This is a genomic window from Nonomuraea sp. B208 (assembly GCF_057536035.1).
Map to the genome: position 1 here is coordinate 19,208 of NZ_BAAJOU010000016.1, position 17,022 is coordinate 36,229.

Annotated in this window: 13 protein-coding genes; 6 read left to right on the forward strand and 7 right to left on the reverse strand. The window is 71.6% G+C overall.

What is annotated here, in order from left to right:
- Window positions 1-2: 2 nt before the first annotated feature.
- Genes AC27IY_RS12765 through AC27IY_RS12775 form a run of 3 tightly spaced genes read left to right on the forward strand, consistent with a single transcriptional unit; the run spans window position 3 to window position 2,446 of the window.
- Window positions 3-1,463, forward strand: a complete 1,461-nt coding sequence (locus AC27IY_RS12765) for a PrsW family intramembrane metalloprotease (RefSeq protein WP_487178091.1) — start codon at window positions 3-5, stop codon at window positions 1,461-1,463.
- A complete protein-coding gene (locus tag AC27IY_RS12770) occupies window positions 1,460-2,212 on the forward strand; it encodes a hypothetical protein (RefSeq protein ID WP_423448178.1) in 753 nt (250 codons plus the stop codon). Before AC27IY_RS12765 ends, AC27IY_RS12770 begins: the two co-directional genes overlap by 4 nt.
- Complete coding sequence (locus tag AC27IY_RS12775; protein WP_423448180.1) at window positions 2,213-2,446, forward strand: hypothetical protein; 234 nt, start codon at window positions 2,213-2,215, stop codon at window positions 2,444-2,446. It abuts the gene before it with no gap.
- 139 nt (window positions 2,447-2,585) lie between these two features.
- Here the strand turns inward: AC27IY_RS12775 and AC27IY_RS12780 are convergent, their stop codons facing one another.
- Window positions 2,586-3,485: a sugar nucleotide-binding protein gene (locus AC27IY_RS12780; protein ID WP_487178092.1), complete on the reverse strand. Its 900-nt coding sequence runs from the start codon at window positions 3,483-3,485 to the stop codon at window positions 2,586-2,588.
- A 146-nt stretch (window positions 3,486-3,631) separates the two neighbouring features.
- Between AC27IY_RS12780 and AC27IY_RS12785 the strand changes: the two genes are divergently transcribed.
- Window positions 3,632-5,659, forward strand: coding sequence for an alpha-glucuronidase (locus AC27IY_RS12785; RefSeq protein ID WP_487178093.1), 2,028 nt, complete (start codon window positions 3,632-3,634; stop codon window positions 5,657-5,659).
- Between the two features lie 3 nt (window positions 5,660-5,662).
- Here AC27IY_RS12785 and AC27IY_RS12790 read toward each other — a convergent pair whose 3' ends face one another.
- From AC27IY_RS12790 to AC27IY_RS12805, 4 genes are read right to left on the reverse strand one after another with little or no spacing between them, the layout of a single operon-like run.
- Window positions 5,663-6,361, reverse strand: a complete 699-nt coding sequence (locus tag AC27IY_RS12790) for a YesL family protein (protein WP_344216417.1) — start codon at window positions 6,359-6,361, stop codon at window positions 5,663-5,665.
- A gap of 5 nt (window positions 6,362-6,366) precedes the next feature.
- Entirely contained in the window at window positions 6,367-8,004 is a 1,638-nt protein-coding gene (locus tag AC27IY_RS12795) for an ABC transporter substrate-binding protein (RefSeq protein WP_449952649.1), read from the reverse strand.
- A 38-nt stretch (window positions 8,005-8,042) separates the two neighbouring features.
- On the reverse strand, window positions 8,043-8,918 hold the full coding sequence (locus AC27IY_RS12800; RefSeq protein ID WP_487178094.1) for a carbohydrate ABC transporter permease: 876 nt from the start codon (window positions 8,916-8,918) through the stop codon (window positions 8,043-8,045).
- Entirely contained in the window at window positions 8,915-9,940 is a 1,026-nt protein-coding gene (locus tag AC27IY_RS12805) for an ABC transporter permease (RefSeq protein ID WP_487178095.1), read from the reverse strand. Before AC27IY_RS12805 ends, AC27IY_RS12800 begins: the two co-directional genes overlap by 4 nt.
- 441 nt (window positions 9,941-10,381) lie before the next feature.
- Between AC27IY_RS12805 and AC27IY_RS12810 the strand changes: the two genes are divergently transcribed.
- Window positions 10,382-11,296 (forward strand): alpha/beta hydrolase, encoded by a 915-nt coding sequence (locus AC27IY_RS12810; RefSeq protein ID WP_487178096.1) that lies wholly within the window; start codon window positions 10,382-10,384, stop codon window positions 11,294-11,296.
- Between the two features lie 10 nt (window positions 11,297-11,306).
- Here AC27IY_RS12810 and AC27IY_RS12815 read toward each other — a convergent pair whose 3' ends face one another.
- Both AC27IY_RS12815 and AC27IY_RS12820 read right to left on the reverse strand, forming a co-directional pair.
- Window positions 11,307-12,764, reverse strand: coding sequence for an N-acetylmuramoyl-L-alanine amidase (locus AC27IY_RS12815; RefSeq protein WP_487178097.1), 1,458 nt, complete (start codon window positions 12,762-12,764; stop codon window positions 11,307-11,309).
- 105 nt (window positions 12,765-12,869) lie between these two features.
- A complete protein-coding gene (locus tag AC27IY_RS12820; RefSeq protein WP_487178098.1) occupies window positions 12,870-13,685 on the reverse strand; it encodes a M23 family metallopeptidase in 816 nt (271 codons plus the stop codon).
- Window positions 13,686-13,983: 298 nt separating this feature from the next.
- On the opposite strand from AC27IY_RS12820, the gene AC27IY_RS12825 reads away from it, so the two are divergent.
- On the forward strand, window positions 13,984-16,989 hold the full coding sequence (locus tag AC27IY_RS12825) for an AfsR/SARP family transcriptional regulator (RefSeq protein ID WP_487178099.1): 3,006 nt from the start codon (window positions 13,984-13,986) through the stop codon (window positions 16,987-16,989).
- Window positions 16,990-17,022 lie beyond the last annotated feature (33 nt).

The following is a 17,022-nucleotide window of genomic DNA, read 5'->3' on the forward strand; positions in this document are numbered from 1 at the left end:
GCATGACCGAGGAAGCGCACACTCGCCTTCTGCCCGTCTGCCCACGGCAGCGCCTGGCGCTGCTCGTCCTGGTCTCGCTGCATGTGGCGGTCGCGCTGACCATGCTGATCAATCAGATCCGTCCGCCGCAGATCGACGTGGCGCAAGCAGGCATCCCGGAGCTGACCAGGATCTCGAACTTCCTCGCCTCGCTCGTCTACTGGCAGTACCTGCCCGGCTGGGCACTGCTGGCGGTGCTGTCGGCCGTCGCCGTGGGACATCTGCGGTACGCCAAGGCCCGCCACGTGCCGCCGCACCGCCGCGAGCGAGTGGCACGGCGATACCGGAGAACCCTCGTGATGACACTGCTGGCGCTGCCGGCCTCGAAGATCCCGTCCCTCCTCGACGTGGCCGTCTGGCCGCGCGCCCACGCGCTGGCCTTTCTCCTGTGCCTGCCGCCGACCCTGTACGCCTTGTGGCTCGTGCACCACATGCAGCGCTTCCGGCGGGTGCCCGTGCGCTTGCTGATGACCGCCCTGGCATGGGGAGCGGTCGTCGCCACCGGATTCGGCCTGACCATGAACGAGTGGTGGAAGTCCTTCTCCACCCTGCACTTCCCGCTCCCGGAGAACCCCCTGGACATGACGCACCTGAAGGACATCGGCCTGCCCATGATCACGGGCGTCTTCGAGGAGCTCGGCAAGGGGGCGGGCGTGGCCATCCTCTTCCTGCTCCACCGGCGGCACTTCGACTCCGTCGTCTCCGGCATCGTCGTCGGCGCCGCGACCGGGCTCGGCTTCAACTTCGCCGAGAGCGTCACGTACATGGCCGCCTTCGACGGGTCGGGCGCCGGCTTCCACTTCTGGGCCCGGCAGGTGGCCGGGCTCATGGCCGCGCACACCGCGTTCACCGCCATCACCGGCGCGGCCTTCGGCATCGCTCGCCAGCTGCACAGCCGCCCCCAGCAGATCACCACGATCGCCCTCGGCTTCTGCACGGCGGCGAGCGCGCACTTCTGCAACAACGCCATGCTGGACTACATCGCCAAGGAATCCCGCACGTGGTTCACCGCCGATGACGCCGTTGACGTCCTGGTGCTGACACCCGCCCAGCTGCTGCTGTTCCAGGGTCCTTTGGTCGTCCTGTACGTGCTCCTCCTGCGCCGCGGGCTGCGCAGTCAGGAGGGCGGCCTGCGCGAAGCGCTGGCGGACCTGCCGCGCTCCGCCCAGGACGTGATCGACGCCTGGGAAGCAGCGGTGCTTCTCTCACCCGCCCGGCGCTTCCGGCTCAAGGTGGACGCCCTGCGCGCCGCGGGAAGCCTGCGCCACGGCGTCACCGCCTACCACCGTCTGTCGCGCCTGCACGCGGCCCAGCTCTCGCTCGCCACCGAGCGCTGGCACCACCTGCGCGGCGAGAGGGACCCGTCCGCTCCTGACGAGGAGACGTTGCACGCCCAGATCCTGCGGCTGAAGGCGGCCATATGACCAGGCCCCCGTGCACGCTGATCGCAGGATGGCTGGCCGCGGCAGCCGCGGGCGTCATGATGTTCCTGCTCCTGGACGCCACGCCCGCTTCGGCCGCCTGTGGCACGATCACCTACGAAGCCGATCCTTCCCATCCCTTCGAACTGCCTGAGCTGGGCTGCGATCCGGCCATCCCCGCGGTCGGCACGGGCATCGCGAGCACGCTCGCCCTCGTCGCGACCACGCTGCACGCCCTCAGGCTGTATCGTGCCGGCGCCGCCGAAGAGTGGCTCACGGGGGCACGACGCCGCCCACGCGACATTCTGGACGACTTGGCCCAGACCAAATGGGCGAAGGAAGCATATGACTCCTTCCTGGCCGACTCCAGAGACATCACGGCGATCAGTGCCAACACGCGGGACGTGCTGCGCATGAACGGCTCGTCCGGATTCACGGAAAAGGAGATCTCGGATGTCAAACGGCATCTGATGGAGACGGCACACCGCATCGAGGACCGCGAGACGGGGGAAATCGTTCTCCGGAGCTTCGACGCCGACCCGGAGATCGCCGACGCCTGGATCCGTCTGCGGTCCGGCAGGCCGCTGCCCGAGGACTTCATCCTCCTTGAGCATGAACTGGCGGAGCTGAACTACCTGCGTGAACATCCCGGCTGCACCTACCAGGAGGCGCACGCGGCAGCCAACGAGACCTACCATTGGGAGAGCCAGGTCCCTCTCAACATCCGCGAAGACATGGAAAGCGACTGGTGAATGGCGGCGATCGTCTACTTCTCGAAGGTGCACGAAGACTCGCTGAGCGTGCGCTACGTCTTCGGAGCCGACTCAGCCGCGATGACCTCGACTCTCGTCGTCGACAAGGGAGAATGCCGGGCCCGGCCGGAAGAAGGCGCGGTCGACTACCACTTCCTCAAGGCTTCCCGGAAGATCATCTCGCTTTTCGACGAGACGAATGAGTGGCCGGCGCGCGGAATGAGCGTCAGTTGACCACCCTGCTCATGCGGCGATGATCTGCAAGCGGGCGTGGCCCAGTGCGCGACGGCTGCGGCGGCAGTTGCTCGATCTCGCGTACCGGCTCCTGGGCTTCCCGGCCGAGGGCGGGGGGTGTCGTAGAGGGCATGGCGAATCAAGCTGGGGGAGCGGCTGGGCCCGGCGGCTGACTGCCGGGAAGGCCTGTCGTGCCGGCAGGCGAAGGACCAGGAGCGCCCGCGCGGAGGAACTCGCGCGCGCCGCGCAGCCTGGTGCGCAGCCGGCGCCGGGTCGCCGTGCAGTCGAGGCGCACGTCGGCGGGGCCGGGCACGCCCGACCCTGCGCGCAGGCCGGCCGGCAGCCGGGCCGGGTCGAGCCCGTCGCGGCGGGCGATCAGGCAGCCGAGTTCGTGGCGGCTCACCGCGTCGGGGCCGGCCACGTGGTGGACGCCGGCTTGCCCGGACGCGGCCAGCTCCAGCAGGGCCGCGGCGAGGTCGCTCACGTGCACGGGGCAGCGTACGTCGTCGGTGAACAGCACGCCGTCCGCCCAGCCGGTGGCCAGCGCGTGCACCCGGGCCTCCTGGGGCGAGCCGCCGTCGCCGATGATGAGGGAGGTGCGGACGACCGCCGCCGCCGGGTCGATGGCGGTTACGGCCACCTCGGCCGCCGCCTTGGCCGCGCCGTACGGGGAGATCGGGTCGGGCTCGGCGTCCTCGGCGTAGGTGACCGCCCTGCCCGAGAAGACGGCGTCGCTCGACACGTGGACCAGGCGGGCCCCCTGCGCGGCGCAGGCGAGCGCCACGTGGGCGGCGCCGGTCGCCGTCGTGGCCCAGTCGTCCTGCCGGTAGGCGGCGTTGACGACGACGTCGGGGCGCAGCGCCGCGAGCACGGCGGCCACGGCGTCCCGGTCGCGGACGTCGAGCGACCGCCACTCGGCCTCCGCCGCCCGCCCGGGACGGCTGAAGCAGGTGGCGGCCACCCGGTGACCGGCCGCCCCGGCCTGCCGCACGAGCTCGCCCCCGAGAAACCCGCCACCGCCGACGATGGTGACCCTCACGCGCGGCCCCCTGGATCAGCCGGTGACCTCGATCCCGGCTCTCCCCCGTCGTCGCCTCGTACGCGCACGTGGGCAGACTACTGCGACGATGATCCCCTTTCGGTAGATTCGGACTGATCAATGTGTTCGTCACCCGGAGGAGTCCCGTGACCGTTCCTCAGCTGACCGACGTGCATCCGGCGTGGCTGCCGCCGGAGGCGTTCCGGGCGATCGGCTCGCGCCAGGTTCTCGTGCTGGGCGAGGGCGCGCTGGTGGAGACGGTCCGCGAGGAGGTCGCGGCGGCCACGGCCCGCCACGGCGGCGGGCAGGCCAGCACGGGTCCGGTCGGCTGCGTGCTCGCCCTGAGCGGCGCGGACGGCCTGCCGGAGCCGGCGCGGGCGGTCGCCGCCGAGGCCGGGCCCACCGGCGCGGAGGGGTACGCCCTGGCCCGCCGCGACGGCGTCACCGTCGTCGTGGCGGACGCCCCCGCCGGGCTGCTGTACGGGCTGTTCCACCTGGTACGCCTGGGCGAGACGGCCTTCGCGCCCGGGGACCGGCCGGTCGAGCGGCACGCGCCCGCCGCGGCCCTGCGCATGCTCGACCACTGGGACAACATCGCCGTGCACCCCGTGATGGGTCAGGTCGAGCGCGGCTACGCGGGCGGCTCGTTGTTCTGGCGCGACGGGGAGCTGCGCGAGGACCTGACGCGGGTGCGCGCCTACGCCCGGCTGCTGGCCGCCGCCGGGATCAACGCCGTCGCGATCAACAACGTGAACGTGCACGCCACCGAGGCCCGCCTGCTGACCGACCGCCTCGGCGAGGTGGCCGCCATCGCCGCCGAGCTGCGCCCGTACGGGATCCGCGCGCACGTGTCGGTCGGCTTCGCCTCCCCCGTCGTCCTCGGCGGCCTGCCCACCGCCGATCCGCTGGACGAGGAGGTGCGCCGGTGGTGGGCGGCCGCCGCCGACCGGGTGTACGCGGCGGTGCCGGACTTCGGCGGGTTCGTGGTCAAGGCCGACTCCGAGGGGCAGCCGGGGCCGTTCGCGTACGGGCGCAGCCACGCCGACGGAGCGGCCGTCCTCGCCGCCGCGCTGGCCCCGCACGGCGGGGTGGTGCACTGGCGGGCGTTCGTCTACAACCACCGCCAGGACTGGCGCGACCGCTCCACCGACCGCGCCCGCGCCGCCTGCGACCACTTCGCCCCGCTCGACGGGCGGTTCGCGGACAACGTGATCCTCCAGGTCAAGCACGGTCCCATGGACTTCCAGCCGCGTGAGCCGGTCTCGCCGGTGATCGCCGCCATGCCGGCCACGAAGCTGGCGGTGGAGCTCCAGGTGACGCAGGAGTACACCGGCCAGCAGCGGCACGTGTGCTACCTGGCGCCGATGTGGAGCGAGCTGCTGGCCTTCCGCCCGTGGGGCGAGGAGGGCCGCACCGTCGCGGACGTGGCCGTTCACGGGGGCGGGCTGGTCGCCGTCTCCAACGCGGGCGACGACCCCTACTGGACCGGCCATCCCCTGGCCCAGGCCAACCTGTACGCCTTCGGCCGGCTCGCCTGGGACCCCCGCCTGGACCCGGCCGCCATCCTCGACGAGTGGGCGGACCTGACCTTCCCGGGGACCGCGGATGAGCTGCGCGGCACGCTGCACGCGATCATGGACGGGTCGTGGCGGACGTACGAGCGCTACACGGCCCCGCTGGGCGTCGGCTTCATGGTCCGCCCCGGCCACCACTACGGCCCGGACGTGGACGGCTACGAGTACACCCCGTGGGGCACCTACCACTTCGCCGACCGCGACGGCGTCGGCGTGGACCGCACCCGGGCCACGGGCACCGGCTTCACCGGCCAGTACCCGCGGCCGTGGGCCGACGTGTACGAGTCCCTGGAGCATTGCCCGGACGAGCTGCTGCTGTTCTTCCACCACGTCCCGTACGGGCACGTGCTGCGAAGCGGCTCGACGGTGATCCAGCACATCTACGACACGCACTTCGCCGGGGTCGAGGAGGTCTCAGCGATGCGGGCACGCTGGGACAAGCTGGACGGCTCGGGGCTGGTGGACCCGGCGTACCACGCCCGCGTCACGGAGCTGCTGGCCGAGCAGCAGCGCTCCGCCGAGGAGTGGCGCGACCAGGTCAACACCTACTTCTTCCGCAAGTCGGGCGTCCCGGACGCGCACGGCCGCCGCATCCACTGAGCTTCAGGCGGTGAAGCGCTCCTCGACCTCGGCGGTCACCGGGCGGCTGTTCCTGAGCAGCGCGGCCGCGAACGCCGAGGCCAGCAGCGCCGTCAGCAGCTCGGTGCCGATCATGGTGACGCCGGCGGCCACGACCAGCAGGGACGTGTTCGCCAGCGCCGCCTTCGGATGGCGCAGCAGGAAGTAGGAGGCCAGGCGGGCCACGTCCACCGCGCGGAAGGCGAACAGCGAGGTGATCACCAGCGCGTTGCCGGCCCAGAGCAGGCCGCCGAGCGCGACGAGGACCAGCAGCCCCGCCCACCAGCCGGGCACCCCGGCCGCGCCGAAGTTGGCCAGGGTGGTGCCGACGACCGCCACGCCGGCCAGCCAGGGCGCCCAGATCTTCAGCGCCCCGGCGGCGTTGGCCCGGTAGCCGCGCCAGAACGCCGCCGCCGGGCGCAGGTCGGCGAGGTCCCGGCTGCGCCGGCGCAGCGCGTACAGGGCGGCCGACAGCGCGGGGCCGAGCGGCAGCGCGCACAGCGCCGCCAGCGGCACGTTGCTCGCGTCGCCGCCGAGCAGGGTCAGGGCGGCCAGGCCCGGCGCGGCGGCGAGCAGGAACATGGCCTCGACGACCATCAGGGTGTAGATGAGCGCGGCGGCGCGGGAGAGCGGCCCCTCTCCGAAGCGCGATCCGGCCGCCGCTCCCCCCGTCCGGGTGTTCATGGCGCTCAGCCGTGCTCCTTCTTGAAACGCTCGTAGGCGGTGTTGACCAGGTTCACGTAGGAGGTCATGTTCTTGCCCTCCAGCTCCTTGACGTAGGCGTCCCACTCGCCGAGGTCGCGCTCGCCGAGGATGAACTTGAGCGTCTGCTGGGTGACGTAGTCCTTCAGCGGGGTCTCCCAGAGCGTCGCCTGCTCGCGCTCCTCCTCGTTGAACGGATGCGGCGGCTCGATCGGCCACGGCTTGCGGGCGTTCATCACCTTCTGGAACTCCAGCTCCTCCGGGGAGAAGGTGGAGTTGAGCAGCGCGGTGGTGCCGCCGTAGGCGAACACGCCGTTGGAGAAGCCGAAGTCCTTCTGCAGGTGCTTGGGCGCGCCGGGGTTGAGCCCGACGAAGTCGACGTCCTTGGCCAGCTGGTACGCCCCGGACCCGTCCTTGGTGTACGTGACGCCCTCGACGCCCCACTTGGCGAACTCCTGGCCCTGGTCGGAATACCAGAGCCAGTCGATGAACTGCATCATGGCGACGAAGTTCTTGTTCTCCAGCGCCTTCTTGGAGATCATGACGCCGTTCTCCAGGCGGGTGCCGATCTTGTACTCGCCGACCGGGCCCATCGGGACCGGGATCTTGGCCATCTTCGCGCCGGGGACGAGCTTGGTCAGCGTCGGCCGGTGGTCGTTGATGATCGTCTGGGCGTTGGCGCTGATGACGAACGACTTGCCGGAGTTGAACTTCTGCTTGGCCTGCTCGTCCTGCTGGGTGAAGCTCTCCGGGTCGAGCAGCTTCTCCTTCACCAGCTTGGCGAGGTACTCGATCATCTGCTTGTACTGCGGCATCGCGCCGGTGTAGACGAACTTCCCGCTCGCGGTGTCGAAGGTCGCGTGCTGGTACTCCCAGCCGCCCTTGGTGCCGTACGCCTGGGCGACGAGTTTGAGCAGGTTGCCGCCCGGCGTCGGCACGCCCCAGCGGTCGGTCATCGGGTAGAGGTCGGGATACTCCGCCTTCATCGCCTTCAGCACCGTGTAGAGGTCGTCCCAGGTCTTGGGGACCTCCAGCTTCAGCTTCTCCAGGATGTCGGTCCTGACGGCCAGCGTGTAGTCGACCCAGACCTCCTCGTGCAGGCCCGGCAGCAGGTAGATGCGGCCGTCGGCCTGGCGCAGGGTGTCCAGGTCGGGGCCCATGTTCCACTTGGCGATCTTGTCCTTGAGGTTGGGCATGAGATCGAAGTAGTCGCTGACCGGCAGGATCGCTCCCGAGGCGACGAACGCCTCCTCCTGCGGGTGGTAGGTCTTCGGGATGACGAGCGGGGCCTGGCCGGAGCCCACGAGCAGGCCGCGCTTCTTCTCGTAGTCGCTGAGCGGCACCTCCACCGGCTTCAGCGTCACGTTCGTGCGCTTGGTGAGCTCCTGCCAGAGCAGCCAGTCGTTCTTGTTCGGATAGAACGAGTGGTTGTTGTAGAGCACGTCGAACGAGATCGGCTCGGTCGCCTTGAACTGCTGGTTGACGCCGTAGTTGGCCATCGCGGCGGCCCGGTTGCCCGACACGTCGGCGGCCTTCTTCGGAGTCTCGTCCTCGCCGCAGCCGGCGAGCACGAGCGTGAACGCGCCCAGTCCGATGATCGCCTGACGCCGTGAGATGTCGCGCATGGGGGGAGCTTCCTTTGGTGAGGGACGGAACGGAGGAATCAGCCCTTGACGGCGCCGAGCATGACGCCGGAGACGAAGTACCTCTGGACGAAGGGGTAGACCGCCAGGATCGGCAGCACGGTGAGCATGATCGTCACGGCCTGGATGTTGGCCGCGGCGGCCGACGCCTCGGCGATCCCCGCGCCCGCGGCCTCCGCGCCGGTCGCGCCGGCGATGAGGTTGCGCAGGTAGATGGTCACCGGGAACAGGTCGCCGTCGTTGAGGTAGAGGAACGCCGTGAACCAGGAGTTCCAGAACGAGACCGCGTAGAACAGCACCATGGTCGCGATGACCGCCTTGGACAGCGGCAGCACGATCCGCCACAGGACGCCGTAGGTGTTGAGCCCGTCGATGGCGGCGGCCTCCTCCAGGTCCCGCGGCAGGCCCTCGAAGAACGTCTTCATGACCAGGAGGTTGAAGACGCTGATGGCGTTCGGCAGGACGACGGACCAGATCGTGTCGGTCAGGCCGAGGCTGTTGACCAGCACGTAGTTCGGGATCAGGCCGCCGGAGAAGATCATGGTGAAGACCGCGATCCAGATGAGGAAGGTGCGGCCCTTCAGGTGCTTCTTCGACAGCACGTACGCGTAGCAGGTCGTGAGGAACATCGCGATCGCGGTCGCCACGACCGTGTAGACCACCGTGTTGCGGTAGTTCGTCCAGAACATCGGGTCCGACACGACCAGCTTGTACGTCTCGATGTTGAACCCGCGCGGGATCAGGTTGACCTGGCCCCCCACGATGTAGCGCTCCTCGCTGAACGAGCGCGCCACGATGTTGACGAACGGGTACAGCGTCACGATCACCACGCCGGTCAGGATGACGGCGTTGATCCCCTGGAAGACGCGGTAGCCGCGGGTGCGGTCCAAGGTCACCACAGGCTCGTCCCTACTGCTCGGCGGGAGATCAGGTTCGCCGACACGATCAGCACCACGCCGACCAGCGCCTCGAACAGGCCGATCGCGGCGGCGTAGCTGAGGTTGCTGGACTCCACGCCCATCCGGTACAGGAACGTGGTGATGACGTCGGCGGTCGGGTACGTCAGCGGGTTGTACAGCAGCAGCACCTTCTCGAAGCCGATGGTCATGAAGGTGCCGATGTTGAGGATCAGCAGCGTGACGGCCGTGGGCCGGATGCCGGGCAGGGTGACGTGCCAGATCTGCCGCCACCGCCCGGCGCCGTCCATGCGCGCGGCCTCGTAGAGCTGCTCGTCGATGGTGGTCAGCGCGGCCAGGTAGAGGATGGTCCCCCAGCCGACCGTCTGCCAGACCTCGGAGGAGACGAAGATCGTACGGAACCACTCCGGCTTCTGGATGAACGCGGTCGGCTCGCCGCCGAGGGCCTTGACGAGCTGGTTCACCGGCCCGTCGATGGCCACGAGCTGCATGACCAGGCCGGCCACGATCACCACCGACAGGAAGTGCGGCAGGTACGACACCGACTGCAGGAACCGCTTGACCTTGGCGTTGCGCACCTCGTTGAGCAGCAGCGCCAGCACGATCGGCAGCGGGAAGCAGAACAGCAGGGTGAGCGCGCCGAGGACGAGGGTGTTGGTGAAGACGTTCCAGAACGAGGGGTCGGCGAGGAACATCTTCACGTAGCGCAGGCCCACCCAGGTCTCGCCGAACAGGCTGCCGCCGGGCTCGTACTTGCGGAAGGCGATGATGTTGCCGAGCATCGGCACGTAGCGGAAGAGCACGAAGAACGCCAGGGGCAGCACCGCCAGCGTGTAGAGCTGCCAGTCGCGGCCGAACGCGCGCCGCCAGGAGCCCGTCCGGGCCCGGGGTTCCCGACGGCTGGGAAGCGTTTTCCCAGTGGGGTCGGAAAAAGCGGTCTCAGCCTTCTGGACCAGCACCGAAGTCGGGCCGGTGTCGTCGAATGGTTCCTGACCCGTCATGCCATCCTTCCGGCCGTCATGTCACCAACCGAAACTTTCGCGAAGATCCGTTAATATTGCGGCAACTTAGGGGCCCGCTTGACGCGTGTCAAGAGGGTGGAAGGCTGCTATGTTGCTGCGCGAGTTGTTGACGTTCACGCGGGTCAACGCGCCAATAGGGATCACCGATGACAGCAATTTGCCGGAAAGTTTCCGGAAACAACGACCGGTGTGCTCCGTGACAAATTGCCGTCGGGGTCAGGCGGCGGCCGGGCGGGCCGGCGGACCGGACGGCGATCGGCCCGCGCCGGAGGACGTCACGGGCGGGCCGGGTGAACGGTTCAGCGGGCCGGGGAAACGGACGGGCATCGTCCGTTGACGTGGCAGGGCCCGGACCTTACGTTGAGGAGGCGTTCACGGGTGTTCCCCCACCGCTCCCGGCTCCCGCAGTGAGGTGCGTGCATGGCCCTTGACGAGGCGACGACCCAGTTCCTGCTGCAGATGGGCGACACCGGGGTCAAGCCGCTGCACGAGATGACGCCGGACGAGGCGCGCATGACGTTCGCCGCGCTCCGCGATCTCTACGGCCCCGGGCCGGAGATGGTGCGCGTCGAGGAGGCGGTCATCGACGGCGAGGACGGCGGCTCGTTCGGCGCGAGGGTCCTGGTCCCGTCGGAGACGCCGCACGGCGTGCTCCTCTACTACCACGGCGGCGGCTGGGTGATCGGCGGCATCGACGAGTTCGACACCCTGGGCCGGCAGCTCGCCGCCCGCACGGGCTGCACGGTGGTGCTGGTGGACTACCGGCTGGCCCCCGAGCACCGATACCCCACCGCCGCCCGCGACGCCTACGCGGCCCTGACCTGGGCCGCGGCCACGTTCCCCGGCCAGCCGATCGTGGTGGCCGGGGACAGCGCGGGCGGCAACCTGGCCGCGGTGACCGCCCGGCGCGCCCGCGACGAGGGCGGGCCGGAGATCCTGCTGCAGGTGCTGGTCTATCCGGTGACGGACTGCGACCTGGACAACGGCTCCTACACCGACCCGGCGAACCAGCTCATGCTGAGCCGCGACTCGATGGTGTGGTTCTGGGACCACTACGCGCCCGACCCCGCCGACCGCGCCGACCCGGACGCCTCGCCGCTGCGCGCCGCCGACCTGTCCGGGCTGCCGCCCGCGGTCGTCCTGACCGCCGAGCACGACGTGCTGCGCGACGAGGGCGAGGCGTACGCCGAGCGGCTGCGGGCCGCCGGAGTGCCGGTGGAGTCCCGGCGCTTCGACGGCCAGATGCACGCCTTCTTCACCCTGGTCAACGTGCTGCCCGGCAGCGCGGCGGCGGTGACCATGGTGAGCGAGGCGGTGAGGAGCCGCCTCGCGTGACGGGTGGTGTTCAGCCGCAGTGCTCGAAGGGGCTGTCGTAGCTGGACGAGCCGGCCTTGCCGCCCCACTTGACGCACTTGTTCTCGGCCGCGGCGCGAACGGGACCGGCGTAGTAGGCGAAGTTGCCGCTGTCGGTCACCCGCGCCTTGCCCTGGACCTCCAGATAGGCGCTGGTCGCGGTCGCGGTGCCCAGCGAGGTCTTCTTCAGCGTGACCACGCAGTTGTAGCCGTTGCCGGAGTTGTACAGCAGGTACGCGGTGCCCGCCGTGCCCAGCGCGGCCGAGTCGATCACCTTGTAGCCGGAGCCGCAGACCTCCTCGGGCGTGTGCGGGTTGGTGGGGGTGGTGCTGCCGGTCACGTACTTCATGTACGTCGACCAGTTCCAGTTCGAGCCGGGGTCGGTGTGGTCGGCGCCGGGGACCTCGTTGTGGCCCACGATGTGGGAGCGGTCCTTGGGGATGCCGTAGCGGTCGGCGATGTTCCTGGTCAGGGCCGCCGAGGCGCGGTACATCGCGTCGGTGAACCAGGAGGCGTCGCTGACGTACCCCTCGTGCTCGATGCCGACCGAGCGGCGGTTGTAGTCGCCGGCGTGGAAGGCGCGGTCCTTCTCGCGCACCATCTGGGTGATGGCGCCGTTGGAGGACTTGACGACGTAGTGGGCCGAGACCTTGGCGCTGGGGTTCTGGAACCAGGAGATGGTGCCGGCGTAGGAGCCCTGCGTGACGTGGATGACGATGCGGTCGATCGCGTCGCTCGACGGGCGGCTGGAGACGGCGTAGTTGGCGCTGTTCGCGGCGGCCCAGGTCGCGCCGGGGTAGTCGACGGCCGCGGCCAGGGTGTTGGGCGCGTCGAGGTCATCGGCCTTGGCGTACGGGCCGCGCTGCGGCTGCACCGCGCGGGCCGGCACGGTGACCGTCTCGCCGGCGGGCGTCGTGGCGCGCACGCCGGCGGCCAGCAGGTCGTAGACGGTGTCGGCGTACAGGCGGGCCACGTCGGCCGAGGCGGCGCCGCCGTACTTGGCGACCGCCTGGTACCACTGGGCCGGGTCCTTGCGGGCGGCGGCGTTCAGCCCGAGGTCGTCGGCGTGCGCGCGGAGCACGGCGGCGCCGCCCGCGATGTTGGCCGCGTCGTCCTTCCTCAGCGTGGCGGCCGGCTTGCCCGTCAGGGTGGCCGCGCGCTCCAGCGAGCGGTTGGCGGGGTTGCTGACCAGGTGCATCACGCCGTAGCCGCCGCTGGCGCTGGGCGCGCCGTCGTGCCCGTCCAGGTGGGTCTCTGCGTAGGCGAGGGCCACCAGCAGGTCGCGGGGCACCTCGTACGTGGCCGCGGCGCCGGCGAACGCCGCGGCCAGCGCGCCCGCCGTGACCGTGCGGGCGGCGGGGGCCGCGTGCGCCGTGACGGGCGGCGCGGCGAGCGGGATCAGCGCGCCGGCCAGCAGCACGGCGGCGCGGCGGCGGAGTCGGGACTGCACGGATTTCTCCTCAACGGGGTTCGGGGGGAAGGAGCGGCCGCCGCGGGTGTGGAGGGGGGCGGCGGCCGCTCCGGCCGGGGACCGGCCACGGGATCGCTCCCGGGGTCAGCCGCAGTGCTCGAAGGGGCTGTCGTAGCTGGACGAGCCGGCCTTGCCGCCCCACTTGACGCACTTGTTCTCGGCCGCGGCGCGAACCGGACCGGCGTAGTAGGCGAAGTTGCCGCTGTCGGTCACCCGCGCCTTGCCCTGGACCTCCAGATAGGCGCTGGTCGCGGTCGCGGTGCCCAGCGAGGTCTTCTTCAGCGTGACCACGCAGTTGTAGCCGTTGCCGGAGTTGTACAGCAGGTAAGCGGTGCCCGCCGTGCCCAGGGCGGCCGAGTCGATCACCTTGTAGCCGGAGCCGCAGACCTCTTCGGGGGTGTGCGGGTTGGTGCTGCCGGAGCAGGAGTTCTTGGAAGTCAGGGTCTGGGTCGGGTAGCCGAAGGTGGTCCCGCCGAAGACGGCCTTGCGGATGTTGCCGGGGTAGCCGTCGCCCTCGCGGACCTCGTAGTGGAGGTGGGGGCTGATGTTGTTGCCCGGCTTGCTGGTGTTGCCCACCGTGCCGATCTTCTGGCCCTGCCTCACCTGGGCGCCGGCGCTGACCGAGCGCACGTTCAGGTGGGCGTAGTACGACGTCCAGCCGCCGCCGTGGTCGATCTTGACCAGGTTGCCGTAGCCGTTGACGGAGCCCTGGTGGGCCGAGATCACGACGGTGCCGGCCGCGGCGGCCACGACGGTGTCGCCGAGGTCGGCGTCCGCGGTGCTGCCGCGGTTGAAGTCGATCTCGTAGGACTGGTGGGCGCTGCTGTTGCTGGAGTTGCCGGTCCACGACTGGCCGCAGGGGAACGGGAGCTGGAAGCTCGGCGCGGCCAGGGTGGACACCTCCGGGACCTTCACCTGGTTCGGCGGGTCGTTCGGGTCCGATGCCGAGGTCGGCGCGGCCGAGGCGGTCTGGCCGCCGATGAGCCCGGCAAGCAGGACAAAGCCCCACCGTAAGTACCCGCGTGGATCTCATACGGATCCTTTCTGGATCAGCTGGTGCTGCGCTTTCTGCTGGCGACCAAGATTGCGGGTACGGCATACAGAGAACCTCCAAAATCGGTATAAAGACCGAACCGGCATGAACGACGACCCGACGTACAGGCGCTCCGGCGCCACCGGAGGAGCAGGTGCGTTCGTAGTGGTTGACCAGCCGAACTTCGGCGTCCTGGGGCCCCTGCTGGTCCGCAGGGCGGGCCAGGCGCTGCGCGTCGCAGGTCGCAAGCCCCGGCTGCTGCTGGCCTCGCTGCTGCTGGAGGCCAACCAGATCGTCTGCTCGGACGCGCTCATCGAGGTGCTGTGGCCGGCGCGGGCGCCGTCGTCGGCGGTGGCGAACCTGCGGACGTACGTCAGCGCCCTGCGCGGCCCCGTCGCCGCCGCCGGCGGCCGGATCGTCACCCACCCCTCCGGGTACGCCGTGGAGCTGGCCGCCGGGCAGCTCGACATGCTGCTGTTCGAGGAGCTCGTGGAGCGGGCGCGGGCCGCCGGGCGCACCGGGGAGGCGGCCCGGCACCTGCGCGACGCGCTGGCGCTGTGGCGCGGCACGCCGCTGTCCGACCTGCCCGCCAGCCCGGTGTGGGACGGGCGGCTGCGTGCCCTGGTGCAGGCCAGGCTGGCCGCCGCCGAGGAGCTGGCGGAGGCGAAACTGGCCCGCGAGGAGTACGCGGCGGCCGTGGACGACCTGCGGGGGCTGATCGGCGAGCACCCGTACCGGGAGGATCTGTGGCAGCGGCTCATCGTGGCGCTGCACCGGGGCGGGCGGCGGGCGGAGGCGCTGCACGCCTACACCGAGATCCGGCGGCAGCTCGTGGACGACCTCGGCATCGAGCCGGGACCGGACCTGCGCGGCGCCCACGCGGCCGTGCTCGCCGACGAGGAGCCGGGCCGGCTCGGCTACCGGCCGCCCGTGCCGCACCAGCTCCCCGCCGACGTACCGGACTTCACCGGCCGCGCCACCGACGTGACCACCCTGACCCGCCTCCTGTCGGAACAGGCCACCGCGCCCTTACCCGCGCCCCCGCCCGTGCCCGCGCCCCCGCCCGCGCGCCCGCTCGTGCCCGCGCCCCCGCCCGCGCGCCCGCTCAGGCCCCCGCACCCGCCCTCGTCCGTGCCCTCTTCCGCGCCCTCTACCGCGCCCTCTACCGGGGCAGCGGGGACGTCCGGGCCGCCGGTGGTCGTCGTGGTGACCGGGCCGCCCGGGATCGGGAAGACGGCGCTGGCCGTCCACTGCGCGCACGCCGTGCGCGACGCCTACCCCGAGGGCCAGCTCCACCTGTCGCTGGGCGGCACGGCCGAGGCCCCGGCCGCCCCCGCCGACCTGCTGGCCGAGGCTCTGCGCTCGCTGGGCGTGGCCGAGAGCGCGCTGCCCGCCTCCGCGCACGAGCGCGCCACGCTCTACCGCTCCCTCCTCGCCGGCCGCCCCGTGCTGGTCCTCCTGGACGACGCCGCCGACGCGGCCCAGGTGCGCCCCCTGTTACCCGGCAGCGGCTGCGCCGTCCTGGTGACCAGCCGCCGCCGCATCACCGAGCTGCCCGGCGCCGTCCTGCTGGAGCTGGACGCGCTCACCCCCGCCGAGGGCGGCGAGCTGCTGGCCAGGATCGCCGGGGCGAGCCGGGTGGCGGCGGAGCCGGAGGCGGCCCGGACCATCGTGGCCGCCTGCGCCGGGCTGCCGCTGGCGCTCCGCGTCGCCGGGGCGCGGCTGGCCGCCCGTCCCGGCTGGTCGCTCCAGGAGCTGCGCCGGCGGCTCGACGACGAGAGCACCCGGCTGGACGAGCTGCGCGCCGGCGACCTGGAGGTACGCGCCTCCGTCGAGCTCAGTTACCACCGCCTGCCCGGCGAGGCCGCCCTGACCCTGCGCGCGCTCGGCCTGCTCGGGCCGGGGACCGTACCCGGCTGGGTGGCCGACGCCGTGCTCGACCGGCACCGCAGCGACGCCGTCGTGGACGCGCTCGTGGACGTCAGCCTGCTCCGCCTGGTCGGCACCGATCCCCTGGGCCAGCCCCGCTACCGGCTGCCCGACCTGGTGCGCTGCACGGCGCGCGAGCGCGCGGACGGCGACGCCGAGCGCCAGGCCCTGGCGCGGGTGCTGGGCGGCTGGACGAGCGCCGCCGAGCACGCCGCGGCCCGCCTGCCGACCACGCTGTTCAGCGTCCCGGCCGGCGCCGCGCCCCGGTGGCGCCCGGCCGACGAGCTGCTGGGCCGCCTCACCGCCGACCCGCTCACCTGGTTCGACGCCGAACGGGAGGCGCTGGTCGAGGCCGTACGGCTGGCCGCGAGCCACGGCCCCGCGCAGGCGGCGTGGGGGCTGGCCGCGACCCTCGTCCCCTACTTCGACCTGCACTGCCGGCTGGAGGAGTGGCGGCTCACCCACCAGGTCGCGCTGGACAGCGCCGCCGCCGCAGGCGACCGGCGCGGCGAGGCCGCCATGCTGCGCGGCCTCGCCCAGGTCAGCATCTACCAGGACCGCTACGCCGAGGCGGCCGGCATGCTGCGCCGCGCCCGGGTGATCTTCCGTGAGCTGGGGGACGCCCGCGGCGAGGCGATCTCGATCTGCGGGCTGGGCGCCGCCGACGAGTTCTCCGGCCGGCACCGGCGGGCGCTCGGCTGGTTCCGGCACGCGCTGGCCATGTTCCTGGCGGAGGGCGACGCGGACGGGGAGGCGTACGCGCGGCAGGCGATCGGCCGCGTCCACCTGTCGCTGCAGGACCTCGGGCAGGCGTCCCGCTGGCTCGGCGAGGCGCTGCGGCTGGCCGGCGAGCTGGGCGACGACCACCGCGAGGGCTGCGTGTCCATGCAGTTCGGCCGTCTGCACACGCTCGCCGCCGAACCCGACGAGGCGATGCGGTTCCAGGGGCGGGCGCTGGACATCTTCGAGACGCTGGGCGACCGGCACTGCGGCGCGTACGCGCTGCGCAGCCTCGGCGGGCTGCACGCGGCGCGCGGCGACCGCTCGCACGGCTCGGCCGAGCTGCAACGCTCGCTGGAGATCTTCCAGCAGCTCGGCGACCGCAGCGGCGAGGCGGACGCCTTCCAGGCGCTCGGCGAGCTGTACCGGGCGGCCGGGCGGCCCATGCTGGCCGCCCACTACCTGCACCGCGCCGTGGACCTGCGCAGCCAGCTCCGCGCGGGCGCCCCGGCAGCGGGCTGACAGAGATCCGGCAGCAACGTTCGACACCGTGGG

Bases quoted from the DNA above. Each gene is read 5' to 3' on its own strand.
- AC27IY_RS12765 (WP_487178091.1), top strand. From the start codon at position 3: ATGACCGAGGAAGCGCACACTCGCCTTCTGCCCGTCTGCCCACGGCAG.
- AC27IY_RS12770 (WP_423448178.1), top strand. From the start codon at position 1,460: ATGACCAGGCCCCCGTGCACGCTGATCGCAGGATGGCTGGCCGCGGCA.
- AC27IY_RS12775 (WP_423448180.1), top strand. From the start codon at position 2,213: ATGGCGGCGATCGTCTACTTCTCGAAGGTGCACGAAGACTCGCTGAGC.
- AC27IY_RS12790 (WP_344216417.1), bottom strand. From the start codon at position 6,361: ATGAACACCCGGACGGGGGGAGCGGCGGCCGGATCGCGCTTCGGAGAG.
- AC27IY_RS12795 (WP_449952649.1), bottom strand. From the start codon at position 8,004: ATGCGCGACATCTCACGGCGTCAGGCGATCATCGGACTGGGCGCGTTC.
- AC27IY_RS12805 (WP_487178095.1), bottom strand. From the start codon at position 9,940: ATGACGGGTCAGGAACCATTCGACGACACCGGCCCGACTTCGGTGCTG.
- AC27IY_RS12810 (WP_487178096.1), top strand. From the start codon at position 10,382: ATGGCCCTTGACGAGGCGACGACCCAGTTCCTGCTGCAGATGGGCGAC.